Annotated in this window: 33 protein-coding genes; 1 reads left to right on the top strand and 32 read right to left on the bottom strand. The window is 67.7% G+C overall.

The genetic code is table 11. The features are described from left to right. The first annotated feature begins 38 nt into the window (after positions 1-38). The gene (locus B5F85_RS03505) at positions 39-1,187 is read left to right on the top strand and encodes a glycosyltransferase (protein WP_087314455.1); all 1,149 of its coding nucleotides are present in this window, start codon (positions 39-41) and stop codon (positions 1,185-1,187) included. Positions 1,188-1,352: 165 nt separating this feature from the next. Here B5F85_RS03505 and B5F85_RS03510 read toward each other — a convergent pair whose 3' ends face one another. From B5F85_RS03510 to rpsC, 32 genes are all read right to left on the bottom strand, one after another. Continuing rightward, a complete protein-coding gene (locus tag B5F85_RS03510; protein ID WP_087314457.1) occupies positions 1,353-2,222 on the bottom strand; it encodes a radical SAM protein in 870 nt (289 codons plus the stop codon). Between the two features lie 36 nt (positions 2,223-2,258). After that, entirely contained in the window at positions 2,259-4,595 is a 2,337-nt protein-coding gene (locus B5F85_RS03515) for a formate C-acetyltransferase/glycerol dehydratase family glycyl radical enzyme (RefSeq protein WP_087314459.1), read from the bottom strand. Between the two features lie 138 nt (positions 4,596-4,733). After that, positions 4,734-5,807 (bottom strand): glycosyltransferase family 2 protein, encoded by a 1,074-nt coding sequence (locus tag B5F85_RS03520; RefSeq protein ID WP_087314461.1) that lies wholly within the window; start codon positions 5,805-5,807, stop codon positions 4,734-4,736. Positions 5,808-5,923: 116 nt separating this feature from the next. Beyond that, positions 5,924-6,673 carry a hypothetical protein gene (locus tag B5F85_RS03525; RefSeq protein ID WP_143786125.1) on the bottom strand — a complete coding sequence of 250 codons (750 nt, stop codon included), beginning with the start codon at positions 6,671-6,673 and terminating at the stop codon, positions 5,924-5,926. Between the two features lie 213 nt (positions 6,674-6,886). Next, positions 6,887-7,792, bottom strand: coding sequence for a putative manganese transporter (locus tag B5F85_RS03530; RefSeq protein WP_087314465.1), 906 nt, complete (start codon positions 7,790-7,792; stop codon positions 6,887-6,889). 29 nt (positions 7,793-7,821) lie between these two features. Next, positions 7,822-8,625, bottom strand: coding sequence for a tRNA pseudouridine(38-40) synthase TruA (gene truA, locus B5F85_RS03535; protein WP_087314467.1), 804 nt, complete (start codon positions 8,623-8,625; stop codon positions 7,822-7,824). Positions 8,626-8,664: 39 nt separating this feature from the next. After that, positions 8,665-9,420, bottom strand: coding sequence for an energy-coupling factor transporter transmembrane component T (locus tag B5F85_RS03540; RefSeq protein WP_087314469.1), 756 nt, complete (start codon positions 9,418-9,420; stop codon positions 8,665-8,667). After that, complete coding sequence (locus B5F85_RS03545) at positions 9,407-10,999, bottom strand: ABC transporter ATP-binding protein (protein ID WP_087314471.1); 1,593 nt, start codon at positions 10,997-10,999, stop codon at positions 9,407-9,409. The genes B5F85_RS03540 and B5F85_RS03545 overlap by 14 nt, the downstream gene beginning before the upstream one ends. Positions 11,000-11,144: 145 nt before the next feature. Next, entirely contained in the window at positions 11,145-11,657 is a 513-nt protein-coding gene (gene rplQ, locus B5F85_RS03550; RefSeq protein WP_087314473.1) for a 50S ribosomal protein L17, read from the bottom strand. A 28-nt stretch (positions 11,658-11,685) separates the two neighbouring features. Beyond that, positions 11,686-12,627, bottom strand: coding sequence for a DNA-directed RNA polymerase subunit alpha (locus B5F85_RS03555; protein ID WP_087314475.1), 942 nt, complete (start codon positions 12,625-12,627; stop codon positions 11,686-11,688). 24 nt (positions 12,628-12,651) lie between these two features. After that, complete coding sequence (rpsD, locus tag B5F85_RS03560; RefSeq protein ID WP_087314476.1) at positions 12,652-13,245, bottom strand: 30S ribosomal protein S4; 594 nt, start codon at positions 13,243-13,245, stop codon at positions 12,652-12,654. Positions 13,246-13,260: 15 nt separating this feature from the next. Then, positions 13,261-13,662: a 30S ribosomal protein S11 gene (gene rpsK, locus B5F85_RS03565; protein WP_075279274.1), complete on the bottom strand. Its 402-nt coding sequence runs from the start codon at positions 13,660-13,662 to the stop codon at positions 13,261-13,263. Positions 13,663-13,672: 10 nt separating this feature from the next. Then, on the bottom strand, positions 13,673-14,044 hold the full coding sequence (gene rpsM, locus B5F85_RS03570) for a 30S ribosomal protein S13 (RefSeq protein WP_087314478.1): 372 nt from the start codon (positions 14,042-14,044) through the stop codon (positions 13,673-13,675). A gap of 14 nt (positions 14,045-14,058) precedes the next feature. Then, positions 14,059-14,172: a 50S ribosomal protein L36 gene (rpmJ, locus tag B5F85_RS03575; RefSeq protein ID WP_013252436.1), complete on the bottom strand. Its 114-nt coding sequence runs from the start codon at positions 14,170-14,172 to the stop codon at positions 14,059-14,061. 85 nt (positions 14,173-14,257) lie between these two features. After that, entirely contained in the window at positions 14,258-14,476 is a 219-nt protein-coding gene (gene infA, locus B5F85_RS03580; RefSeq protein ID WP_075575875.1) for a translation initiation factor IF-1, read from the bottom strand. Positions 14,477-14,594: 118 nt separating this feature from the next. Then, a complete protein-coding gene (gene map, locus B5F85_RS03585) occupies positions 14,595-15,386 on the bottom strand; it encodes a type I methionyl aminopeptidase (RefSeq protein ID WP_087314481.1) in 792 nt (263 codons plus the stop codon). Continuing rightward, positions 15,383-16,009 (bottom strand): adenylate kinase, encoded by a 627-nt coding sequence (locus B5F85_RS03590; RefSeq protein WP_087314483.1) that lies wholly within the window; start codon positions 16,007-16,009, stop codon positions 15,383-15,385. The genes map and B5F85_RS03590 overlap by 4 nt, the downstream gene beginning before the upstream one ends. A 45-nt stretch (positions 16,010-16,054) precedes the next feature. Continuing rightward, complete coding sequence (gene secY / locus B5F85_RS03595; RefSeq protein WP_087314485.1) at positions 16,055-17,332, bottom strand: preprotein translocase subunit SecY; 1,278 nt, start codon at positions 17,330-17,332, stop codon at positions 16,055-16,057. Continuing rightward, a complete protein-coding gene (rplO, locus tag B5F85_RS03600; protein WP_087314487.1) occupies positions 17,326-17,775 on the bottom strand; it encodes a 50S ribosomal protein L15 in 450 nt (149 codons plus the stop codon). Before rplO ends, secY begins: the two co-directional genes overlap by 7 nt. Before the next feature lie 9 nt (positions 17,776-17,784). Next, the gene (rpmD, locus tag B5F85_RS03605; RefSeq protein ID WP_087314489.1) at positions 17,785-17,970 is read right to left on the bottom strand and encodes a 50S ribosomal protein L30; all 186 of its coding nucleotides are present in this window, start codon (positions 17,968-17,970) and stop codon (positions 17,785-17,787) included. 2 nt (positions 17,971-17,972) lie between these two features. Next, entirely contained in the window at positions 17,973-18,494 is a 522-nt protein-coding gene (gene rpsE, locus B5F85_RS03610; RefSeq protein WP_087218554.1) for a 30S ribosomal protein S5, read from the bottom strand. 9 nt (positions 18,495-18,503) lie between these two features. After that, positions 18,504-18,872 carry a 50S ribosomal protein L18 gene (gene rplR / locus B5F85_RS03615; protein ID WP_072374206.1) on the bottom strand — a complete coding sequence of 123 codons (369 nt, stop codon included), beginning with the start codon at positions 18,870-18,872 and terminating at the stop codon, positions 18,504-18,506. 58 nt (positions 18,873-18,930) lie between these two features. Then, complete coding sequence (gene rplF, locus B5F85_RS03620; RefSeq protein ID WP_087314491.1) at positions 18,931-19,467, bottom strand: 50S ribosomal protein L6; 537 nt, start codon at positions 19,465-19,467, stop codon at positions 18,931-18,933. A gap of 28 nt (positions 19,468-19,495) precedes the next feature. Next, positions 19,496-19,894 carry a 30S ribosomal protein S8 gene (rpsH, locus tag B5F85_RS03625; RefSeq protein WP_087314493.1) on the bottom strand — a complete coding sequence of 133 codons (399 nt, stop codon included), beginning with the start codon at positions 19,892-19,894 and terminating at the stop codon, positions 19,496-19,498. 89 nt (positions 19,895-19,983) lie between these two features. Further along, positions 19,984-20,169: a type Z 30S ribosomal protein S14 gene (locus tag B5F85_RS03630; protein ID WP_075279264.1), complete on the bottom strand. Its 186-nt coding sequence runs from the start codon at positions 20,167-20,169 to the stop codon at positions 19,984-19,986. Positions 20,170-20,231: 62 nt separating this feature from the next. Then, positions 20,232-20,789 carry a 50S ribosomal protein L5 gene (gene rplE / locus B5F85_RS03635; protein ID WP_087314495.1) on the bottom strand — a complete coding sequence of 186 codons (558 nt, stop codon included), beginning with the start codon at positions 20,787-20,789 and terminating at the stop codon, positions 20,232-20,234. A 768-nt stretch (positions 20,790-21,557) separates the two neighbouring features. Further along, positions 21,558-21,875, bottom strand: coding sequence for a 50S ribosomal protein L24 (gene rplX / locus B5F85_RS03640; protein WP_087314497.1), 318 nt, complete (start codon positions 21,873-21,875; stop codon positions 21,558-21,560). Between the two features lie 13 nt (positions 21,876-21,888). Beyond that, complete coding sequence (rplN, locus tag B5F85_RS03645; RefSeq protein WP_087314499.1) at positions 21,889-22,257, bottom strand: 50S ribosomal protein L14; 369 nt, start codon at positions 22,255-22,257, stop codon at positions 21,889-21,891. 80 nt (positions 22,258-22,337) lie between these two features. Further along, the gene (gene rpsQ, locus B5F85_RS03650) at positions 22,338-22,601 is read right to left on the bottom strand and encodes a 30S ribosomal protein S17 (protein ID WP_087314501.1); all 264 of its coding nucleotides are present in this window, start codon (positions 22,599-22,601) and stop codon (positions 22,338-22,340) included. Between the two features lie 17 nt (positions 22,602-22,618). After that, the gene (rpmC, locus tag B5F85_RS03655; RefSeq protein WP_075279259.1) at positions 22,619-22,834 is read right to left on the bottom strand and encodes a 50S ribosomal protein L29; all 216 of its coding nucleotides are present in this window, start codon (positions 22,832-22,834) and stop codon (positions 22,619-22,621) included. Between the two features lie 3 nt (positions 22,835-22,837). Next, positions 22,838-23,263: a 50S ribosomal protein L16 gene (rplP, locus tag B5F85_RS03660; protein ID WP_087314503.1), complete on the bottom strand. Its 426-nt coding sequence runs from the start codon at positions 23,261-23,263 to the stop codon at positions 22,838-22,840. Then, a complete protein-coding gene (gene rpsC, locus B5F85_RS03665; RefSeq protein WP_087314505.1) occupies positions 23,263-23,973 on the bottom strand; it encodes a 30S ribosomal protein S3 in 711 nt (236 codons plus the stop codon). Before rpsC ends, rplP begins: the two co-directional genes overlap by 1 nt. Position 23,974 lies beyond the last annotated feature (1 nt).

Below are 23,974 nucleotides of genomic sequence, written 5' to 3' on the forward strand. Positions count from 1 at the left end.
ATAGGGTACGTCCGCGCGAGCCCAAAGACAGGGGGCACATGAGCATCACCTCAACACCCGCCGAGCACGTCGACGCCGGGCGCGGCGCCTGCGAGCACGACCTCGTCTCCGTAATCATCCCCATCTACAACGTGGAGGCGACGCTCGACGAGTGCCTTGCGAGCGTCGAGGCGCAGACCCATCGCGAGCTCGAGATCATCTGCGTCAACGACGGCGCCACGGACGAGTCGGGCGCCATCGCCCGCGCCCACGCCGCCCGCGACACGCGCTACGTGATCATCGACAAGCCCAACGAGGGCTATGGCGCGTCCTGCAACCGCGGGATCTGCGTCGCGCGCGGGGCGTGGATCGCCATCGTCGAGCCTGACGACGTCGTCGAGCCCACCTGGATCGAGGGGCTTCTCGCCTGCGCCGGCGCCCACGGCGGCGCCGAGGAGATCGATGTCGTGAAGGCGGCCTACTGGCGCGTCTTCCCCGGGCGGGACGGCGGCGCGCAGACGCGCGTGAGCTGCCCGTACCGAGGCCGCGTCAAGCCGCGCCAGCAGCCCTTCTCCATTGGCGACGGCATCGAGCTCATGCTCCACCACCCCGCCATCTGGTCGGCGCTCTATCGCCGCGGCTACCTTGCCGAGAAGGGCATCCGCTTCCTCGAGATCCCCGGGGCGGGCTGGGCGGACAACCCGTTTATGGTGGAGACGCTCTGCCGCACCGGGCGCATCGCCTACACCGACGAGGCGGGCTATTGCTACCGCGAGCGCGACCTCGACGAGGCGGAGCGCTTCGCCGCGCGCTCGCCGCGCGTGCCGCTCGAGCGCTGGAACGACATGATGGACGCCGCCGAGCGCGCCGGGGTCGACGACCGCCGCGTGCTCGAGGCGCTCGCGCTGCGCGGCGTCAACTACGCCCTGATCACCGTGAGCGCCGTGGGCGAGGACGCCCCGGAGGTGGCGCCCCTGCTCAGAAGCTCCATGGAGCGGCTCGACGCGGACCTCGTGCTCAGGAGCAGCCTCGTGAGCCCCGCCGGCAAGCGCCTGTTCTCGCGCGTCCGCGACATCGAGCGCCCCCGGACGAGCGGCGTCTCCTACTACGCGCGAATGGCCCGCGAGGCGTTCCATCGCGTCCGCACGGGCGGGCTCTCGTTTGCCCTCGAGACCCTGCGGCGGCGTCGGCGCGGCGGGCGCGTGTAGCGGGGCGGCGCGCGGCGGGGCCCGAGCGAGCCCCTGAGGGTATGTACACCCTCTCGGTCCGCACGTTCTTCTCGACAGCTCGTCTACCAGCTGATTTGCAAACCGATAAGTCCGGGGCAGTGTACATACCCTCAAAAGCCGGGCGAGAAGAACGCGGCGCCGCGGCTACTCCCCGTGCACCACCGCCGCGAGCCCGGCCGCCTCGCAGCGCGCGACGACGCCCGCGACGTCGGCGTCGGAGAGCTGGGGGACGTCGCGCAGGGCGTAGTCGCGGCCCGTCGCGTCATACTTGCCCTGGCCCAGCTGGTGGAACGGCAGCACGTCCACCCGAGAGAGCCCCAGCTCGCGGATGCGCGCCACGTTGGCCGCCACGCAGGCGTCGTCGTCGGTGAAGCCGGGGATGATCGGCATGCGCGCGACCACGCGCGCCCCCAGGCCCAGGACCGTGCGCAGGTTGGCGTCGCGCAGCTCCGGGTCGATGCCCGTGACCTCGAGGCTGCGCGCCCGGTCCGCGATCTTGAAGTCGACGAGCAGCACGTCGCAGGCCGCGACCAGGCGCGCCGGGTCCTCGAGCGGCAGCGCGAGCGTGGTCTCGACGGCCGTGGAGAGTCCCTCGGCGCGACACGCCTCCAGAAAGGCGAGCAGGAAGTCCTGGCACAGCAGGCACTCCCCGCCCGAGACCGTGACGCCCCCGCCGCTCTCCTCGAAGAAGGCGCCGTCGCGCGCGACCTCCGCCACGAGGTCGTCCACGGTGCGCGTACGGCCGAGCAGCTCCTTGGCGCCGGTGGGGCAGTCCTCGGGCGCCGTGGCGCACGGGGCGCCGCCCGGGCGCGGCGAGCAGTGCATGCAGAGACGCTCCTTGAGGGAGACCTCGGGCTCGGCCGAGAGGTTCTCGGGGTTGCAGCACCACGGGCAGCGGAAGGGGCAGCCCTTGAGAAAGACGACCGTCCGGATGCCGCCCCCGTCGTGCAGCGAGAAGCGCTGGACGTTGGTGACCGTGGCGGGGTTGACAATATAACCTGACGTGTTTGTCATGGGGTTGACAATATAACCTGACGTGTTTGTCAAAGCTCAGCCCAGGGTGTGCTCGGTGCGGTTGATGATGTCGTCCTGGATCGCGCGGGCGAGCTCCACGAACATGGCCGAGTAGCCCGCCACGCGCACCACGAGGTCGCGGTGGTCCTCCGGATGCTTTTGCGCGTCGATGAGCGTTGCCCGGTCCACCACGTTGAACTGGATGTGCTGGATGCCCAGCCGGCAGAAGCTGCGCAGGTAGGCCACCAGGCGCTCGATGCCTGCCTCGCCCTCGAGCGTGGACGGGGAGAACTTGACGTTGAGCAGCGACCCGTTGGTGTCGCGCACGTTCTCGAGCTTGGAGACGGAGAGCAGGCTCGCCGTGGGGCCGCTCTTGTCGCGCCCGACCATCGGCGAGAGCCCGCCGTCGGCGAGCTGCTCCCCGGCGCGCCGACCGTCCGGCGTGGCGCCCACGGCAGCCCCCAGCGGGATGTGCGCCGACACGGTGTAGCTGCCCGGCTGGAAGTGGCCGCCGCGGACGTTCTCGTACTTCTCGACCTCCGCGCCGTAGTGCGCGAGGAAGCGGCGGCCAATCTGGTCGACCTCGTCGACGTCGTTGCCGTACTTGGCGTAGCGGTTGACAAAGCGCTGTCGCCAGACCTCGTCGCCCGTGCCGGACCAGTCGCGCGCGAGCATCTGGAGCAGCTCTCCCCAGCCGAGCGCGCCCTCCTCGAAGACCGCCTTCTTGACCACGTAGAGCGAGTCGGCGAGGTTGGCCGTGCCCACGCCCTGCACGCCCGAGGGGTTGTAGCGCGCCCCTCCGGAGGTGATGTCGGCGCCGCGCTCGAGGGAGTCGTGCACGAGCACCGAGAGCAGCGGCGTGGGCGAGGTCTCGCGGTGCGCCTCGTCGCAGGCGTCGCAGCCGCGAACCATGAGGGCGACGTAGTGGTCGATGGTGCGCTCGACCTCGCGCTCGAGGTCCTCGTAGCTCGCAAAGCCCTCGGGATGTCCGGTCATGGCCAGCTCGAGGCAGCGCATCATGTTGAACATGCAGATGTCGTGCAGGCCGTACATGCGCCCGGGGATGGAGAGCTCCACGCAGCCCACGACGGCGTAGTCGCGCGCGTCGGCGAGGCTCACGCCGCGCCGCACGAAGGACTCGACGTTGACCTCGTCGTTGAAGCACTGGGGCAGGCCGTCGCCCAGCCGGATGATCTCCGCCGCCTTGCGCAGCAGCGCCTCGGGCGATCCGGCGTGCACGCGCACGCTCAGGTTGGGCTGGGGCAGGCGCGTGTCCCGCTGGAGGTCGAGCAAGAGCTCGGAGAGCTCGTTCGCGGCGTCGCGTCCCTCGGCGTCGACGCCTCCCACCACGAGGTTGTAGCCCGTGGGAAAGCCCGCGAAGAACTTGGCGCTCTCCGTGGAGCGCACAAAGACCACCGTGTTGGTCTTGAGGTAGAAGCACTGGAGCAGCTCGCGGACCTCGTCGGCGTTCGCGCCGGCCGCCACGCTCGCGCGGTAGTAGGGCAGCAGGTACTGGTCCATGCGGCCCAGGCTGATGGAGCTCGCGTTGGACTCGTGCTGCAGCGCCACGCAGACGAGCCAGGTCAGCTGCAGCGCGTCATAGAGGTCACGGCAGGGCTCGGTCGCCACGTGCGCGAGCACGTCCGCCAGCCGCGCGAGCTCGGCGGCGCGCTCCGGCGTGACGGGCAGCGCAACCGTGGCGTTTTGGTCCTCGGGCGCCCGGCCCTCCGCGGCGTCGCGCACGATGCGCTCGTAGCGCCGCACGTAGCCGACGAGCGCGCGCACGCAGAGGGCACCGGCGCGCAGGAAGTCGTTTCCCGGGGCGGCGGCGCTCAGGCGCTCGACCTCGGCGAGCAGGTCCCCCAGGCCGCGCCCCAGCACCTCAGGGATGTCGGCGATGATGTGGCCCTGGCCCTTGTCGGTCTGCGCCACCGCGAAGACGCGCTCGGCCTCCGCCGCCGCCACGTCGTCCGGGCGGTGGGCCTGGTACCAGTCATTGAGGCTCTGACCGGCCCAGAAGGGGTAGAGGACCTCGCGAAAGGTGCGCTTGTCCCGCTCGCTCATCTCAAAGGTGTCCTGCGGGCGCACCGGAAATTGGTCGAGCTCGTCCATGATCCAGTAGGGTGACATCTCCGGCGAGAGCACGCCCGCGCGCGGAGTGGGCGTGCGGTTGCCGGCAAGCAGGTCGTCCCCGTCGATCACGATCCGGTGGCTCTCCAGCACGTGGGCAAAGGCCCGCGCGCGACGCATGACCGGGGGCTGCCCCTCCGTTCGCAGGTAGCTCTCGCGATACAGCAGCGCCCGCTCGAGCGAGATCTGGCGGGGGTTGGCAAAGAGGCTCTCCTTGATGCGTTGGGTGCGCGGCGTGAGCATGCGTCTCTCCCTTAGTCGTGGCTGGACCACAGTGTAGCGCAGACGCGCGGCGGGACGGCGGCCGGGGCGGGCCGGGTCGCGTTTAACATCCGGGCCCGACAAGAGCGAGAATGACGAGAAGAACGGCGGGGCAGCCCGCTACACAAAGAGGTCGGGCGTCACGTCCGCGATGCCCGGGCTCAGCATCGACATCAGACGGGTCTGGACGCACACGAGCGCGGCGTTGCGGGAGCGGATGGGCGCCAGCATGGCGCGGACGGCGTTGCCCTTGGGACGCGCCACGCTCGCCGCGACCTGGGCGCGGTCGGTGTCGATCATCTCCGCCACGATGCGGCGCTGGTCGGCCGTCGGGACGCGGCTCCCCTTGCCGCACGTGGCCTCGATGCAGCCGGCGAGCTGCTCGACGTAGCGGTTCTGGAGCATCTCCATGCTCGCCGCGTCCCCCTCGAGGCCCCAGTGCCGATACAGCCCCAGCAGCGCGGTGTACTCCTCCTCCAGCCGGCGAAAGCCGCGCTGGGCGGGCGCGTCGCCCGCAGACGGCGCGAAGACGCGGCTCACGCGATAGCAGCAGCCCCCGAGCACGCCAATGCGCTCGACGTCGCGCAGGCACGAAAGGACAAAGGCGTGGCCGTGATGGCCCCCCACCGAGAAGCGCGCGCCGCTCGCGTCCACGAGCTCTCGCGAGAAGAGCTTGGCGCAGGCGGGCAGCAGCTGGCCGCGGGCGAAGAGCTCCCAGGCCGCCGCGCGGAAGTCATGCTGGGTGGCGAAGACGCGGTCGGACTCGGCCTCGGCGGACGTCTCGGACGCCCGGCCGGAGCGCGTCCTCAGCGCAAGGCCAAAGCCCCCGACGACGAGCTCGAGCGAGGCGCGCCCCGCCATGTCCACGAGCCGCTCGAGCATCTCGCGGTCCGCCCAGCCGTCATCGTCCATGACGAGGACGTGGGCGCCCCGGGCGCGCTCGAGCGCCAGGTCGAGCGCCTCCTCTCGGGAGCACGCGCCGGCGCGCACCACCTGGATGCGCATGTCGCGCTCGGCGAGGGCCTCGAGCTGGTCGCAGGTGCCGTCGGAGGAGCCGGCGTCGACGGCCACCAGCTCGAAGTTGGACAGGGTCTGCCCCTGGAGGCTCTCGACGCAGCGGCGCACGGTCTTCTCGGCGTCATGGGACGCCATGAGAACGGAGACCGTTGGTGTTGTCGGCGTGTAGTGCGACACTGCCGCGCTTCCTTTCGCCCGCTGCAGGCAACCTGCGAGATCACGCTACTAGGGTATCAGCGCGCGGAAGCGAGAGCGGCCTCTCGGGAGGCCTTGGCAAAATGTGCACAGTGCCGCTACACGGCGGGCACAAGCAGGCCGAGGGCGAGCGAGAGCTGCGTGGCGTCGACGAGCTGGGAGCCCGTCTCCACGGCGGCGCCGTCCGCCCCCGCGACGGTCTCCGGGACCAGCGGCGCCTCGCCGGCGACGATGCCCGCGGCGCCCGACGACAAGACCTGCCCGGCGAGCGAGACGAGCTCGCTGGCCTCGAGGTCGGTCATTATCTGCGAGACGAGCTCCTTGGCCTGGCTCACGGGGTCGACGACGCCCTCGGCGGCGAGCGCGGAAAGCTGGCCGAGCACGTCCGCCGTCGAGACGATCACGTGGTCAAAGACGATGCCCGTCTCGTCAGAGAGCAGCTCGACGGTGGCCGCGGGGCCGGACGAAAGATAGACGTCGCCGAGCGCGGCGGGGTTCTCGAAGTCGATCTTTGCGATGGCGGGGATGCCGGCGATCGCGGCAGTTCCCTGCGTCGTGTTGAGGGAGAGAACGCGGGCCGAGACGAGCTGGCTGCCGCCCTCGTCAAGGCCCGAGGCAACGTAGAGCAGCACGTTCTCGAAGGCGTCCGTCGAGGCCGCGTAGCCGTTGCCCTGGGTAGGGTTCTGCGCGGACTGCGAGGAGAGGGCCTCGGAGAGGTCGCGGTCGTCGAGGTGGGACTCGAGCTGGACCCTGCCGTAGACAAACAGCACCACGGCGGCAACGGCGGCGAGCGCCGCCACGCACACGACCGCCCCGATGACGTTGCGATACGGGCTCTCTCGCGGCACGTCGCTCCTGTCGAACCTCTCGCGCCTCCTCGGCATCTCGCTCGCACCTCCCCGTCTGCGCCGGGCCCTCGCCAGGCGTCGCCACAGGCGACGGGGCGGCCAGGCGGCGCAGTCATCCGACTCGTCTCACTCGATTATAGGAAATCGCGGCTTTGGCCGGGCAGGGCCGCGGCGAGAAGGGCCGTCGGCCCCGCGCCCATCCCGCGGCGGGTGCTAGAACGAGACGCCCAGCACGCCCGCCAGAAGGCCCGCCACGACCGCGATGCCGTAGACGAACAGCGTGATGACGGCGCTCTGGCGCGCGTCGACGTTGGTGCGCCAGAGCACGAGCAGGCCCACGCCGCCCGAGGCGAGAAGACCGGCGAGCATGGGTCCGGCCGCGAGGGCGCCCTCGAGGTAGAGCTCGGTGATCGCGACGCTCGCGGCGCAGTTGGGGATCAGCCCCACGAGCGCGGAGAGGAAGGTGGCGCGCACCGGGTGGTTGGCCACGGCGGCGGCGAGGCTCTCGGTGCCCACCAGCTCCATCGCGAGGCCAAAGACAAAGGTGATGACGAGGATCCACGCGCTCACCTGGACCGTGTGGACGGCGGCGGAGCGCACCACGGCCCAGCGGCCGTGCCCATGGTCGTGACCGTGACCCTCGGGCTCGTCGTCACAGTGGCAGTGGGCGCGCTCGCAGAGCTCGTGGATGTGGGCGTGCCCGTCGCCGGCACGGCGCAAGAGACGCAGCGCCACGTCCACGGCAAAGCCGATGACGATGCCCACGAGCACCTTTGCCGCCATGATGGCGAGCATGCGCCCGACGGGCTCCTGGTGCGCGAGGAAGACGGGCACCATCTCGTCGGAGGTCGAGAGGATCACCGCGACGAGCGTGCCCGCCGTGACGACGCGCCCCGCGTAGAGCGTGGCCGCCATGGCGGAGAAGCCGCACTGGGGCACCGCCCCGAGCAGCGCTCCCACGACGGGGCCCGCCTTGCCGGAGCGCTCGACCACGCGCTGGACGCGGTCGGCGCTGGCGTGCTCGAGCGCCTCCATGGCGAGGTAGGTGACAAACAGAAACGGCACGAGCCGCAGCGTGTCCTCCACGCTGTGCTCAAGAACGTGGATGAGGAGGTCCAAGATGCTTCCTTCGTAGGCGTGAGCGCCCGTCAGTCCCAGGGCGCAAGGGAGTGCTCAGGATATTCTACCCCGACGAACGTGAGTCCTTTCGCGGGGGCGCAGGGGCCCGCCGCGGTGCGGTCGCGCGCCTCGAGCACCCGTGAGACCCAGACGGCGTCGCGATGCCCGCGGCCCACCTCCACGAGCGTGCCCGCAATCGTGCGGACCATGTTGTGGAGGAAGGCGTTGCCCGTGACGTCGATGGCAACGAGCTCCTCGCCCGCCTCCGTCACGCGGCTGACGCCGAGATGGCCCACGTAGCGACAGGTGGGCTTGCCCTCCGCGGAGGAGGCCTTGCAGAAGCTCTTGAAGTCGTGCTCCCCCACGAGGGCCTGGGCGGCGGCGTCCATGGCCTCGGCATCGAGCGCGCCGCGATACCACCAGGCGTGGTCCCAGGCGAGCACCGGGCGGGCGTCCGAGGCGGCGATACGATAGCGATAGCTGCGCGCGAGGGCGTCAAAGCGGGCCGAGAAGCCCGCAGGGGCCCGGTAGAGCGCCTGCACGGAAAGGTCGTCGGGCGTGAGCGCCACGAGACTGCGCATGAGGCGCGAGCCAGAGAGCTCGTCCTTCTCGGCGCCCGAGACGGGAACGCTCACGTACTGGGCGATCGCGTGGACCCCGGCGTCCGTGCGGCCCGCGCAGGTGAGCTCGCAGGGACGGCGCAGCGCGGTCTCGAGGGCGCGGCGCAGCTCGCCGGCGACGGTGCGCGTGCCGGGCTGCTCCGCGAAGCCGGCAAAGTCCGCCCCCCGGTAACCGAGCTTGATGACCAGCGTTGCCTCGTCTTGGTCTGACATGCGAGCCCCCTTTCGTCCCTTAGGGTAGCACGGGCGCCCCTAGAGCAGAGCGGCCGCGAGGACCCAGGCGAGCCCCAACGCGAGCGCGACCCAGTCGACCGGGCGCAGCGGGCGCGCCATGCTGGTCTGCTCGCCCGTATAGCAGCGGTCCGCCATGGCCTCCGCGAGGTCGTCCGCACGACGGAAGAGCGCCACGACCAGGGGCACGAGCACCCGTCGCCACCCGGCGAGCACCTCCAGCGCGCCGCCGTCCTGCCGCGCCCCGCGGGCGCGCTGGGCCGCCCTGATGCGCTCGAGCTCGGTGGCCGTGATGGGGATGAATCGCAACGCGATCGAGGTCGCCGTGGAGATGCCGCCCACCGGGACGCCCACGCGCGAGAGCGGCGCCATGAGCCACGAGAGCGCCGTCGCGACCTCCGTGGGCATGGTGGTCGAGGAGAGCGTCAGGGCAAACCCCACCAGAAGAGCAATCCGCGCCACCGCGAGCGCACTGCGCGAGAGCCCGTCGAGCGAGAGGCCCGGCTGCCCCACGAGCACCACGGCGTTGGCGAGCACGGAGAACGCCAGGATGAGCGCCGCCGGCCGCAGGCCGCGAACGACGAGCGTCGGCGAGGTCCTGCTCGCCACCAAGGCCGCCACGAGCCCCGCGGCGGCCAGGAGCAGGCCCCAAGGAGCGTCCGCGGCAAAGACGGCCACGGTCGCCAGGATGAGAAGGACGATCTTCACGCGGGCGTCGAGCCGATGCGCGAGGGTGTCGCCCGCCACGTACGCGCCCAAGACCTCACGACCGCGCATGCGCCCTCCCTCCGGACGGAACGGCGGGGCTTCCAGCACACGCCGCCCGGACGAGCAGCGGCGGCTCGAGGCCCGCGGCCTCGAAGAGCGCGGGGTCGCGGCGCGCCATCGCGGCGGGGACCGTGCCCAGGACGCGTCCGTTCCCGAGAAAGGCCACCTCGTCCGCGGCGTCGAGCCACTCCCCCGCGTCGTGGGTGATCACGACCACGGCCGCCCCCTCGTCCGCGAGGCCGCGCACGAAGCGCACGAGCCCGGCGCGACCCGGGGCGTCGAGGCCCGCGGTGGGCTCGTCAAAGACGTAGGCGCCCGGGCGCAGCGCCAGCACGCCGGCGAGCGCCGCGCGTCGCATCTGACCGCCGGAGAGCGAGAAGGGCGAGCGCTCGAGAAGCTCCTCCCCAAGACCCAGGCGCGCGAGCGCGTCGCGGGCGGCCGCCAGGGCGCGCTCCTCCCCCGCCCCGGCCGCGCGCGGGCCAAAGGCGACGTCGTCGATGACGGTCTCGCAGAAGAGCTGGTCCTCGGGGCGCTGGAACGAGAGTCCGACCATGCCTGGGCGCACAGCCGTGCCGTCGAGCGTCGCCGTGCCGGCGTCGGGATCGAGCACCCCGGACAGCACGCGCGCCAGCGTCGTCTTGCCCGAGCCGGAGGCCCCCAGCAAGAGCGTGAGGCCCCGCGAGGCGAGCTCGGCGCCCCGCAGCGCGGCGCGGTCGCCATAGCTGAGCTCGACGCCCCGGGCGCGCAGCGTGTGCGCATCGCCGTCCGCGGCGCGGCGCGGGACGCGGCTCCCCGCGTAGGGTGCAAGCCCCTCCGGGCTCGCCGCACGAGCGAGGTCGATGCCGTCGCGGACGGCGCGGGCAAACGCTGCCGCGATGAGGTCCTCGGCGAGACCCGAGGCCTCGAGCGCCCTATCGTCGCGCAGGAAGGCCTCGGGAGGGCCCTCCCACAGCAGCGCCCCACCCTCCAGCACCGCGACGCGCGTGGCGTCCACGAGCGCCTCCCCGGAGTGCGCGATCTCGAGCACGGCGACCCCGCGGGCGACGAGCGCACGCACCACACCGCGCAGCCGCGTGCGCGTTGCCTGGTCAAGATGGGAGTCGGCCTCGTCGAGAACGAGGTGCGCGGGTCGCATGGCGAGCACCCCTGCCAGGGCGAGGAGCTGCTGCTGCCCGCCGGAGAGCTCGCCGGTGAGGCGCGGGGCAAGCTCGGCGATGCCGCAGGCCTCGAGCGCCTCCCGGACGCGCTCGCGGACCTCATGGGGAGAAAGGCCGAGGTTGCGGGGGCCAAAGGCCACCTCGTCGCGACAGAGGTCGCTCACGACCTGCGAGAGGGGGTCCTGGCGCACGTAGCCCGTCGCGCGCGAAAGCACGGGGCGCGGGGCCGCCGTGACGTCGGCCCCGTCGAGCAGCACGCGCCCGGAGCGCGGCCTGAGGCGGCCGTTGAACATGCGAGCAACCGTCGACTTTCCCGACCCGTTCTTGCCGAGAAGCACGAGGTGCTCGCCGCCACGCAGGGAGAGCGAGACACGGTCCGTCACGTCCTTCTCGCCGTCATACGAGAAGCTGACGTCACGCAGCTCGACCATGCCCCTCCCTCCCACGACAAACTTGACAATATATCCTGACGCCAGTGTCAAGTTTGACAATATAACCTGACGCCAGTGTCAACACGCGTTACGAAAAGGGCCCCGGCGTGACCGGGGCCCTCGGCAGTGCTCTGCGAGCGAGACGCTACTCGGCGTCCTTCTCGGCGGTCTCCTCGGCGGGAGCCTCCTCGACGGCAGCCTCCTCAGCGGGGGCCTCCTCGGCCTTGGGCTCCTCGACGGGAGCGGCCTCGACCTTGGTGACCTTGGCCTTCTTGGGAGCGGCCTTGGGGGTGACGGGCTCGGTCACGATCTCCATGATCACGACCTCGGCGGCGTCGCCCTTGCGGGGGCCGAGCTTCATGATGCGGGTGTAGCCGCCGTTGCGGTCGGCCCACATGCCCTGAGCGGCCTTCTCGAAGACCTCGCGGACGAGCTCCTTGTCGCCCACCTTGGCGATGGCGAGACGACGACTGGCGACGTCGCCCTTCTTGGCCCAGGTGATGACCTTGTCGACGTCGGGGCGGATGGCCTTGGCACGAACGTCGAGGGTCTTGATGCGGTCGTTCTCAAACAGGGCACGGATGAGGCTCTTCTTCATGGCCTTGGTGTGGCTGGCGTCGGTGCCGAGCTTCATGCCCCTCTTCTTGTTGTGTCGCATTTCTAGCTTCTCCTAAATCCGGCTGCGCCTAGGCCTTGAGGGACAGGCCCATGGTCTCGAGCTTGTCCTTGACTTCCTCGATGGACTTGACGCCAAAGTTTCTGATGTTGAGCAGGTCGTTCTCGGAGAACTCGACGAGCTGGCGGACGGAGTGGATGCCCGCGCGCTTGAGGCAGTTGTAGGACCGGACGGAAAGGTCGAGGTCCTCGATCTGCTTGTCGAGCTCCACGTTGTCCTCCACGGCGCCCGTGGCGAAGATGGAGGCGTCCTCGACCGGCTCGTCCTCATCGGCCAGGCCCATGAACGCGGTCATGTGCTGGTTGATGATGTTGGCGGCCTCGACGATGGCGTCGCGCGGGGTGATCGAGCCGTTGGTCTCGATCTCGAGCACGAGGCGGTCGTAGTCCGTGTGACGGCCGACGCGGCAGGCCTCGACGGCCTTGGCGCAGCGACGCACGGGAGAGTAGAGCGAGTCGACGTGGATGATGCCGATCGGGTCGCTCTCGCGCTCATTGTCCTCGCCGGACACGTAGCCGCGGCCGACGCCGATGCGCATCTTCATGGTGAGGTGCGCGCCGGCACCCAGGGTGCAGATGACGTGCTCGGGGTTCACGAGCTCGAACTCGGCGGGGACGTTGAAGTCGCCGCCGGTCACGGTCATGGGGCCGTCAACAGAGATGCTGGCCTCGGCCTCGTCGCCGGTGCCCATCGAGCGGAAGACGAGCCCCTTGACGTTGAGGACGATGTCGGTGACGTCCTCGTAGACGCCGTCGATGGTCGTGAACTCGTGCTGGACGCCATCGATCTGGATGGCCTCGACGGCAGCACCGGAAAGCGAGGAGAGAAGGACCCTGCGCAGCGAGTTGCCGAGCGTATCGCCATAGCCGCGCTCGAGCGGCTCGGCGCTCACGCGCGCGAGGTTCTCGTTGATCTCCTCGACCGACACCTGGGGTCGGATGAATTCGGACATTGCTACCTCCAAACCTGGTCGGGCTTACTTGGAGTAAAGCTCGACGATCAGCTGCGCGTCGATGTCGAGGTCGATCTGATCGCGCGTCGGCAGCTGGAGGACGGTGCCCTTGAGCTTCTCGATGTCAACCTCGAGCCAGGCCGGCACGGCCATGTGCTCGGAGGAGATGAGGGCCTCCTTGATGGGAAGCAGGTCGCGGGCCTTCTCGGCGACGGCGACGACGTCGCCGGCCTTCACCTGGTAGGAGGGGATGTCCACGCGCTTGCCGTTCACGGTGATGTGGCCGTGACGGACGGTCTGACGGGCCTCCTTGCGGGTGCGGGCAAAGCCGAGGCGGAAGACGACGTTGTCGAGACGGCACTCGAGCAGCATCATCAGGTTGTCGCCGGTGATGCCCTCGATCTTCATGGCGCGGTTGTAGTAGCCGCGGAACTGCTTCTCGAGAACGCCATAGATGAACTTGGCCTTCTGCTTCTCACGAAGCTGGATGCCGTACTCGCTCTCCTGGCGACGACGACGCTTAGGCTCGCGGTGGGAGGTCTTGTTGATGCCCATCACGACAGGGTCGATGCCGAGCTGACGGCACCTCTTGAGGACGGGAGTCCTATCGATAGCCATTGATATTCCTCCTAGCTACACGCGGCGACGCTTGCTCAGACGGCAACCGTTGTGCGCGATGGGGGTCTTGTCCTGGATGCCCGAAACCTCGAGGCCGGCGGCCTGGAGGGAACGGATGGCGGTCTCACGGCCGGAGCCGGGACCCTTCACGAAGACGGCGACCTTGTGCAGGCCGTGCTCCATGGCCGCCTTGGCAGCGGCCTCGGCGGCGAGCTGGGCGGCGAACGGCGTGGACTTGCGGGAGCCCTTGAAGCCGACGGTGCCGCCGGACTGCCAGGAGATCACGTTGCCCTGGGGGTCGGTGATCGAGACGATCGTGTTGTTGAACGTGCTCTTGATGTGGGCCTGGCCCACGGCGATGTTCTTGCGCTCGGAGCGGCGCACGCGGGTGGTGCGCTGGTTCTTCTTCTGCGGCATTGTCTACTCCCTAGCCCCTCTTCTTGGCACCGATCTGACGCTTCTTGCCCTTGCGGGTACGAGCGTTGGTGTGGGTGCGCTGACCGTGGACAGGAAGGCCCTTGCGGTGACGGAGGCCGCGGTAGCAGCCGATCTCCATCAGACGGGCGGTGTTCTGCCTCACCTCGCGGCGAAGGTCGCCCTCGGTGGTGAAGTTGGCATCAATGTAGTCACGGATCTTGGTGACCTCATCCTCGGTCAGATCCTTGACGCGGGTGTCGGGGTTCACACCGGTCTCAGCGCAGATCTTGGTGGCGCTGGTGCGACCGATGCCGTAAACGTAGGTGAGTCCGATCTCGACGCGCTTCTCACGCGGCAGATCGACGCCGTTAATACGGGCCAACTGAAGCTCCTTCCTTAGCCCTGACGCTGCTTGTGGCGCGGGTTCTCGCAAATGACGTAAACCTTGCCATGGCGACGAATGATCTTGCACTTGTCGCACATCTTCTTGACCGAAGGACGTACCTTCATGCGTCTTTTCCTTCCGATCGTGCTGATACGAACTTATCTACTCGCCCAGCCGCTGGCGTGAATATCCGAGGCTGTGTGAGCGCGCCTACTTGTAGCGGTAGGTGATGCGCCCCCTGGTCAGGTCGTACGGGGAGATCTCCACAACGACCTTGTCACCGGGGAGGATGCGGATGTAGTTCATCCTGATCTTCCCGGAGATGGTGCAGAGAATGGTCTTGCCGTTCTCGAGCTCGACGTTGAACATGGCATTGGGCAGGGGCTCGACGACCTTGCCCTCAAGCTCGATGGCATCTTGCTTGCTCAATGTTCTATCCCTCTCATCGCTGCCACAGCGACCAAATATCATACCTAATAATCACAAAAACTTCCAGGCTGCATCAGACGCACATAAGACGCAGCCTGGAAGTTCATGAGACGGGAAACTACTCCTCGACGCCGCCCTGCATCGGGCACCACGGGCCCTGCTCGTCCTCGGTGAGGATGACGGGGCCGTCGGCCGTGATCGCAACGGTGTTCTCGTAGTGCGCGGCGGGCAGGCCGTCGCGCGTGACGACGGTCCAGCCGTTGGCGAGGGTCATGCACTGGTAGGTGCCCATCGTGATCATGGGCTCGATGGCGATGACCATGCCGGCCTGCAGACGAACGCCGCGACCGCGCTTGCCGTAGTTTCTGACCTCGGGGTCCTCGTGCATGACGCGGCCGACGCCGTGGCCCACGTAGTCGCGGACCACGCCGTAGCCGTTGCCCTCGGCGAGCTCCTGCACCGCAGCGCCGATGTCGCCGAGGTGGTTGCCCGGGACGGCCTGCTCGATGGCGGCCTTGAGGCAGTCGCGCGTGCACTCGCAGAGCGCCTTGTACTCCTCGGAGGGCTCGCCGACGTAGAACGTCCAGGCGTTGTCGCCGACCCACCCCTGGTAGGTGGCGCCGGTGTCGATGGAGATGATGTCGCCGTCCTGCAGCACCGTCGAGGGGGACGGGATGCCGTGGACGATCTGCTCGTTGACCGAGGAGCAGATGCTCGCGGGGAAGCTGCCGTAGCCCTTGAAGGTGGGGGTGGCGCCGTGGAGGCGGATGAAGCCCTCCACGACCTGGTCGATCTCCTTCGTGGTGACCCCGGGGCGCACGAGGGCCCCAGCACGACGAAGGGCCGCCTTGGACAGAGCCCCGGCGGCCTTCATCTGGTCAATCTCAACAGGTGACTTGATGTTGATCATAGACCGAGGAGACTCTTGGCATCGGCGTAGACAACGTCGACGGGACGGTCTCCGTCAACCTCCTTCAGAATGGAGTGACCCTTGTAGTACTCGATCAGCGGCGCGGTCTGCGTCGCGTAGACGTCCAGGCGGTGCTGGATGGTCTCGGGCTTGTCGTCATCGCGCTGATACATCTCGCCGCCGCAGCGCGGGCAAGTGTCCACGCCGGCGGGCGCCGTGTAGCCGCAGTCGCGGCAGGTGCGGCGGGAGCTCAGACGCTCCACGATGACGGAAGGCTCAACGGAGACGAGCAGGGCGGCGTCGAGAGAGCGGCCCATGGCGGAGAGCTCGGAGTCGAGGGCCACGGCCTGCGCGGTGTTGCGCGGGAAGCCGTCGAGGATGAAGCCCGCCTGAGCGTCATCGGCCTCGAGGCGCTCCTTGACCAGGTCGATCACGAGGTCGTCAGGAACGAGCTGGCCGGCGTCCATGAAGCCCTTGGCCTTCTTGCCGAGCTTGGAGCCCTCCTTGATGGCCGCGCGAAGCAGGTCACCGGTGGAGATGTGGGCAAAGCCAAACTCTGCCACGAGCTTCTGGGCCTGCGTGCCCTTGCCCGCGCCCGGACCGCCGAGAAGAACGATGTTCATTGCAACCGCCTTTCTGTAGCCTGTCCCTACCCTGCCAACGACGGCCTACTTGAAGAAGCCGTCGTAATTGTGCATCTTGAGCTGGCTCTCGATGGACGAGAGGGTGTCCATGGCAACGCTCACCATGATCAGGATCGAGGTGCCGCCAAAGGCCTGGATCAGCGGATTGCCCGTGAACCAGAAGATGACCGTCGGCACGACGGCGAGAACCGCCATGAACAGCGCGCCCGGCAGCGTGATGTGATCGATGGTGCTCTTGATGTACTCGGCCGTGGCCGCGCCAGGACGGACGCCCGGGATGAAGCCACCCTGCTTGCGCAGCTGGTCCGCGGTCTCGGTGGGGTTGAACACCATCGAGGAGTAGAAGTACGCGAAGGCCACGATGAGCAGGACGGAGAGCACCCAGTTGATCCAACCGGAAGAGAGCGCGTTGGCGACCGCCTGGACCCAGTCGACGCTCGGGAAGAAGACGGCGAGCTGAGCCGGGAGGTACAGGATGGCCGAGGCAAAGATGATCGGCACGACGCCGGCGGTGTTCACCTTGATCGGGAGATAGGTGGACTGGCCGCCCATCATCCGACGCCCCACGACGCGCTTGGCGTACTGGATGGGGATGCGGCGCTGGCCACGCTCGACGAAGACGATGAGCGGGATGACCGCGACGATGATCACGAGGGTCACGACCGTCAGGATGATGTTGCCCGCAGAGGTCACGGAGCTGATCAACGAGGTCGGCAGACCGGACATGATGTTCGCGAAGATGATCAGCGACATGCCGTTGCCCACGCCGCGCTGGGTGATGATCTCGCCGAGCCACATGATGATCATGGCGCCCACGACCATCGTGAAGACGACGAGGACGTCAAGCAGAAGCTCGGGAGCCCCCGCGTTGGCGAGGCTCACGCCATAGCTCCTGAACAGGAACAGGTAACCGATGGCGTTGAGCAGGGCGAGGCCGATCGTGAGATAACGCGTGTACTGCGTGATCTTGCGCTGACCGGCCTCGCCCTCCTTCGCGAGTTCGCCAAGGGACGGAATCACGGCCTGGAGCATCTGCAAGATGATCTGCGCCGTGATGTAGGGCATGATGCCGAGGCTGAACACGGACATGCGGGAAAGCGCGCCACCCGAGAAGAGGTTGAGCACGGCCATAGCACCGCTCGAGGACAGCCCGGCCTGATAGGCGCTGAGCAGGTCCTGGAACGGGGCACCCGGAACGGGCAGATAGGCGCCAAAGCGGTAGAGCAGAAGAACGCCCGCCGTCAGCAGCAGCTTCTGTCGGAGCTCCGGAATGCGGAATGCGTTGGCGATTCCCTTTAGCACGCCTGCTCGACCTTTCCTCCGGCCGCCTCGATCTTAGCCTGGGCAGAGGCGGAGACCTTGTCCACCTTGACGGTGAGCTTCTTGGAGAGCTCGCCGTCGCCGAGGACCTTCACGGGAATATAGTTGTGCTTGATGACGCCCTTGGCAACCAGGGCATCGGCGTCCACGACGTCACCGTCGGCGAACAGCGCCTCGAGACGGGCGACGTTCACGGGAGCGTACTCGACGCGGTTGTGGTTGATGAAGCCGGGGAGCTTGGGGAGACGCATCGCGAGCGGCTGCTGGCCACCCTCGAAGCCCTTGCCCTTGCCGCCGCCGGAGCGGGAGAGCTGGCCCTTGGTGCCGCGACCGGCCGTGGTGCCGTGACCGGACGAGTTGCCGCGGCCGATGCGCTTGCGGTTCTTGCGCGAGCCCTCCGCGGGACGCAGATCGTTGAGCTGCATGAGTGACTCCTAGTTCTCTTCCACGGTGACAAGGTGCTTGACCTTGAAGATCATTCCACGAATGCTCGGGTTGTCGGGCTGGACGACCTCGTCGCCGATCTTGCGGAGGCCGAGCGCCTTGCAGGTGGCCGTCTGGTCCTTCTTGACGGAGGCCACGGCGCTGCGCACGAGCTTGATCTTGAGGGACTGAGCCATCGTTAGTTCTCCTTCCCGCAGAACATCTCGCCGACGGTCATGCCGCGACGCTCGGCGGCCTGCTCGGGGCTGGAGAGCTCCTTGAGGCCCTCGGCGGCGGCCTTGATGATGTTCATGGCGTTGTTGGTGCCGAGGGACTTCGAGAGCACGTTGGTGATGCCAGCGAGCTCGAAGAGCGGGCGCACCGGGCCGCCGGCGATGACGCCGGTACCCTCGATGGCCGGCTTGATCAGGACGCGGCCGGCGCCGTAGTGGCCCTCGACGGTGTGCGGAATCGTGCCGTGCTCGGTGACGGGCACCTTGAACATGTTCTTCTTGGCGTCCTCGATGCCCTTCTGGATGGCCAGCGGCACCTCGGCGGACTTGCCCATGCCGAGGCCGACGTTGCCCTTGCCGTCGCCGACGGCGACGAGGGCGACGAGGGACATGCGGCGACCGCCCTTGACGGTCTTGGAGACACGGTGGATGTAGACGACGCGCTCCTGAAGATCCGTGTCCTGCTGGCGCTTACGATCTCGTGCCATTGAATCCTCCTAGAACTTCAGGCCCGCGCTGCGGGCACCGTCTGCCAGAGCCTTGACACGGCCGTGATAGATGCGACCACCGCGGTCGAAGGTGACCTCGGTGACGCCCTTCTCGACGGCGCGCTTCCCGACGAGCTCGCCCACGAAGGTGGCGGCGTCCTTGTTGGAGCCGAGCTTGCCCGTGGCGCGGAACTCGGGGTCGAGGGTCGAGGCAGAGCAGATGGTCTTGCCGTCGGCATCGTCGATGACCTGAGCGTAGATGTTGGCGTTGGTGCGGTGCACGCTGAGGCGCGGACGCTCAGCGGTGCCGAAGATCTTGGCGCGGACGCGGCGCTCGCGGCGCTTGAGGCCGGCCTTCTTCGCCTGCTGCTTGTTCATTCCTTCTCCTTAGACGTGCCATTACCTGACGGGGTAATGGTCTTTCCTAAACCTCAGGCTACTTGGCGGCCTTGCCGAGCTTCCTGCGGATGTGCTCACCCACGTAGTGGATGCCCTTGCCCTTGTAGGGCTCGGGCGGACGCTTCATGCGAATCTCGGCCGCAACCTGGCCGACCTGCTCCTTGGAGATGCCCTTGACGTTGATGTGGGTGTTGTCGGGCACCTCGAACGTGATGTTCTCGGGAGCGGGGTAGATCACGGGGTGGGAGTAGCCCAGGGAGAGGTCGAGGTCCTTGCCCTTGAGCGTGGCACGGTAGCCGACGCCGGTGAGCTCGAGCTTCTTCTCGAAGCCCTCGGACACGCCGACGACCATGTTGTGGAGAAGGGTGCGGGTGAGGCCCTGCTGGGCGTTGGAGGCGGTGGACTCGTCGACGCGCACGACGTGAAGCTCCTCGCCCTCCTCCTCGATCTTGACGAGGTTGGAGAAGGTGCGGGTCAGCTCGCCCTTGCCGCCCTTGACGGTAACGGTGGTGCCATCAACTGTCACAGTGACTCCGGCGGGAACCTGGACAGGCTGCTTACCAATACGAGACACGTCAGTCTCCTTTCATTCCTGCCGGGAGTTACCAGATGTAGGCGATGACCTCGCCGCCGATGCCCTGCTTGCGGGCGTCGCGGTCGCACATCATGCCCTTGGAGGTGGAAATGACGGCGGTGCCGAGGCCACCGAGAACGCGGGGGAGCTTCTCGGCGGTGGAGTAGATGCGAAGACCCGGCTTGGAGATGCGACGGATGCCGCGGATGACCTTCGCGTGACGGGCGCCGTACTTGAGGGTGACGTGCAGGGTCTTCTGCGGGGTCGTGTCCTCGACCTCGTAGCCTGCGATGTAGCCCTCCTCGCAGATGACGCGGGCAATCTCAACGAGCACCTTGGTCGAAGGCATGGAGACCTCCGGCTTGTTGGCAGCGTTGGCGTTGCGAATGCGCGTCAGCATGTCAGAAATGGGATCAGTGATCTTCATGGATCATTCTCCTTCGGTAATGATGAACCTGCGTGTCCGGTTCGCCTGCACCCATGGCGCAAACGCCTGGACGCGAGAGCCCCGGGGTCCTACCAGCTCGCCTTGCGGACGCCAGGAAGCTCGCCCTTGCTCGCAAGCTCGCGGAAGCAGACGCGGCAGAGGCCGAACTTGCGATAGACGGAGTGGGGACGCCCACAACGCTGGCAGCGGTTCTGCTTGCGCGTCGAGAACTTCGGCTCGCGCTGAGCCTTGACGATCATCGATGTCTTAGCCACAAATCCTCCTTCAGTGCACTCTTGGCGACCCGGGTCCCCGGGACGCCGTGACGATATTTGACCTACTCAGCCTTGAACGGGAAGCGGAAGGCCTTGAGCAGCGCCTTGCCCTCCTCGTCGGTCTGAGCGGTGGTCACGATGGTGATGTCCATGCCGCGGGTGTGGTCGATCTTGTCGAAGTCGATCTCCGGGAAGATGAGCTGCTCGGTGACGCCCATGGAGAAGTTGCCACGGCCGTCGAAGCTCTTCGGGGAGATGCCGCGGAAGTCGCGGATGCGCGGGATGGCGATGCAGATGAGACGATCGAGGAACTCCCACATGCGGTCGCCGCGCAGGGTCACCTTGGCGCCAATGGGCATGCCGGCGCGCAGGTGGAAGGTGGCGATGGACTTGCGGGCGTGGGTCACGAGCGGCTGCTGGCCGGTGATGGCGCGCAGGTCGGCGACGGCGCCGTCGATGGCCTTGGCGTCCGTGGCGGCCTCGCCGACGCCCATGTTCACGACGATCTTCTCGATCTTGGGGATCTGGTTGACGTTCTTGTAGCCAAACTGCTTCTGGAGCTCGTCACGGACGGTGGCGAAGTACTGCTCCTTGAGACGCGGGACCATCTTGTCTGCCATGTTCTTCTCCTCAACTCTTGGGGTTCTCAGCACGGGGTTTCTGACCTCGTACCTCCCGGCTTGGCGGGCCGGGAGCCATATGCGCGCGCCCGAGGCAGAACTGTCCCTACCTACAGACGCAAGGAAACAGTTTATGCCTTTGCACACAGAAATTCCAGCACGTCGTTCACAGCGCGGAATGTCCACATTCCGCGGTCATGAGGGGCGACACGCGGCGTTGACCCCAAGCGAGCGCGCCCCGCTCGAGGGTGTGCACCCCGTCCTGAGGGTGCGCACACCGTCTGATTTCGAACGGCCCACGTTTGCACAGGCAGTCAATCCACTGAGAAGAACGCGCCGGACGGATGTGCGTACCTGCCCTCAGAGCAGGGCGCACGCACCCTCGCAGGCCGATCGGGAGCGAGCTGCGGCCGCTGTCGCACTGAGCGCCCTTCGCGCGCCGAGCATGCCATATGGGACGGTTTCCCGGCAGCGGATGCCGGATTCTGTCCCATATGGCATGCTCGGGCGGAGGGGCCCAGGGGTGCTGGCGAAAAGGGCCGGAGGAGAACTCACGACCCGGCGGCAAGCCGCGCGTCCCGCCTCAGATGTCAACAACGGGCCAACCGCCCACCCGTGTCCCAGCCCCAGCCGCCCAACGATCCGCGCCCCATCGGTCGGAAGCGTGTGCCTACAGAGCAGAGCCCCCGGTATTCCGGAGAGAAGTTTCACGTAGCGCACTTCTCGTAGGAATACCGGGGGCTCCCCTACTGCGATGAGGTCAAGCTCTTAGAACTTGGCGCCGCACTTCTTGCAGACGCGGACCTTCTTGCCCTCGTCGTTGACGTCGTGGCCAACGCGGGTGGGCTTGCCGCAGGTCGGGCAGACGACCATCACGTTGGAGGCGTCGATGAAGGCCTCCTGCTCGATGATGCCGCCCTGCTGGTTCTGGGCGTTGGGGCGCACGGCCTTCTTGACCACGGCGACGCCCTCGACGAGAACCTTGCCCTCGGCGGGCTTGGCACGGAGGACGGTGCCCTCCTTGCCCTTGTCCTTACCGGAGAGCACGACGACCTTGTCGCCGCTCTTCACATGCATCTTAGCCATTCGTCCTCACTCCCTAGAGCGTCTCAGGCGCGAGCGAGACGATCTTCATGTACTTGTGGTCGCGCAGCTCGCGGGCGACGGGCCCGAAGATACGGGTGCCCTTGGGCTCGCCCTCCTTGTTGACGAGAACGCAGGCGTTCTGGTCAAAGCGGATGTAGCTGCCGTCCTTGCGACGGGTCTCCTTGACCGTGCGGACGATGACGCAGCGAACGATGTCGCCCTTCTTCACCTGTCCGCCCGGGGTGGCCTCCTGCACGGCGCCGATGATGACGTCGGCCAGGCCGGCGTAGCGACGCTTGGAGCCACCGAGGACCTTGACGCACTTCACGCGTCGGGCGCCGCTGTTGTCAGCGACGTTGAGCATGGTCTCCATCTGAATCATTGGTGTTCCTCCGAACGTGTGCCCACCCAGAGGTGCGTCCGCACGTGCGACGCACGTGGGTTAAGGCTCGTCACTGATACTTACTTGGCGCGCTCGACGATCTCCACGAGACGCCAACGCTTGGTCTTGGACAGCGGGCGGGTCTCCATGACGGTGACGGTGTCGCCGAGGCCGCACTCGTTCTTCTCGTCATGGGCGTGGAGCTTCTTCGAGATGGTCATCATCTTGCCGTACTTGGGGTGACGCTTGCGGTAGTCGATCTTGACCGTGATGGACTTGTCGCCGGAGATGGAGACGACAGTCCCGGTGACGACCTTACGAGCGTTCCTGGTGGTCTCAGCCATAGTCATTCTCCTGCGATCTAGTTCTGCGCAGCGGACTTCTCCGCGGCGATCTGACGGGCGCGCTGCTCGGTGAGGACGCGCGCGATGTCCTTCTTGACGGTCTTGACGCGAGCCGTGTTGTCGAGCTGGCTCGTGGCCATCTGGAAGCGGAGGTTGAAGAGCTCAGCGCGGCCCTCCTCCAGCTTCTTGGCGAGCTCGTCGTCGCTCATGGCCTTGATGTCGGTGTACTTCATTGACTATTCCTCCCCGTCCTGCTCGGTGCGGGTGACGATCTTGCTCTTGATGGGCAGCTTGTGCTGAGCGAGACGGAGGGCCTCACGGGCGACCTCGTCGGAGACGCCGTCGATCTCGAACATGATGCGGCCCGGCTTGACAACGGCCACCCACTCCTCGGGGTTGCCCTTGCCGGAGCCCATGCGGGTCTCGGCCGGCTTCTTGGTGATGGGCTTGTCCGGGAAGATGGTGATCCAGACCTTGCCGCCACGCTTCATGTAACGGGTCATGGCGACACGGCAGGCCTCGATCTGGCGGTTGGTGATCCAGTGAGCCTCGAGGGCCTGGATGCCGTAGCTGCCAAAGTGCAGCTCGGTGTTGCCCTTGGCGTGGCCCTTCATGGAGCCACGCTGGACCTTGCGGTGAAGAACGCGCTTAGGTGCGAGCATTAGCGGTTCCTCCTCTCGTTGCGACCACGACGGGGACGGCTGGAGCCCTCAAGCGCCGGACGCGGGGTGGCCTGGCCGGGGAGCTTCTCGCCGAAGTAGATCCAAACCTTGATGCCGCAGGCACCCATGGTGGTGCGGGCGGTGGACTGGCCGTAGTCGATCACGGCGCGGAGGGTGTGCAGGGGCACGCGACCCTCGCGGTACCACTCGCGGCGGCCCATCTCGGCGCCGTTGAGGCGGCCGGAGCACTGGATGCGGATGCCCTTGGCGCCGGCCTTGCGGGCGGACTGGACGGCCTTGCGCATGGCGCGACGGAAGGCGACGCGGCCCTCGAGCTGCTCGGCGATGGACTGGGCGACGAGGTTGGCGTCGAGCTCGGGGCGCTTGACCTCGATGACGTCAACGGCAACCTGGCCCTTGGAGACGCCGGCGACCTTCTCGAGGTCGGCGCGCAGGACGTCGATGTCGGCGCCCTTCTTGCCGATCACGATGCCGGGACGGCCGGTGTAGATGGTGACCTTCACCTTGTCGCCGGCGCGCTCGATGTCGACGCGGGAGAGGGCGGCCTTGGCGAGGCGCTTCTCGAGGTAGGAGCGAATGGCGAGATCGTTGCCGAGGTTCTCGGCGTAGTTCTTATCGGCGTACCAGCGGGAACGCCACTCCTCGGTGATGCCGAGACGGAAGCCAGTCGGCTGAACCTTGTGACCCATG

It is taken from the genome of Olsenella sp. An293, from assembly GCF_002159495.1.
Taxonomy (GTDB): domain Bacteria; phylum Actinomycetota; class Coriobacteriia; order Coriobacteriales; family Atopobiaceae; genus Thermophilibacter.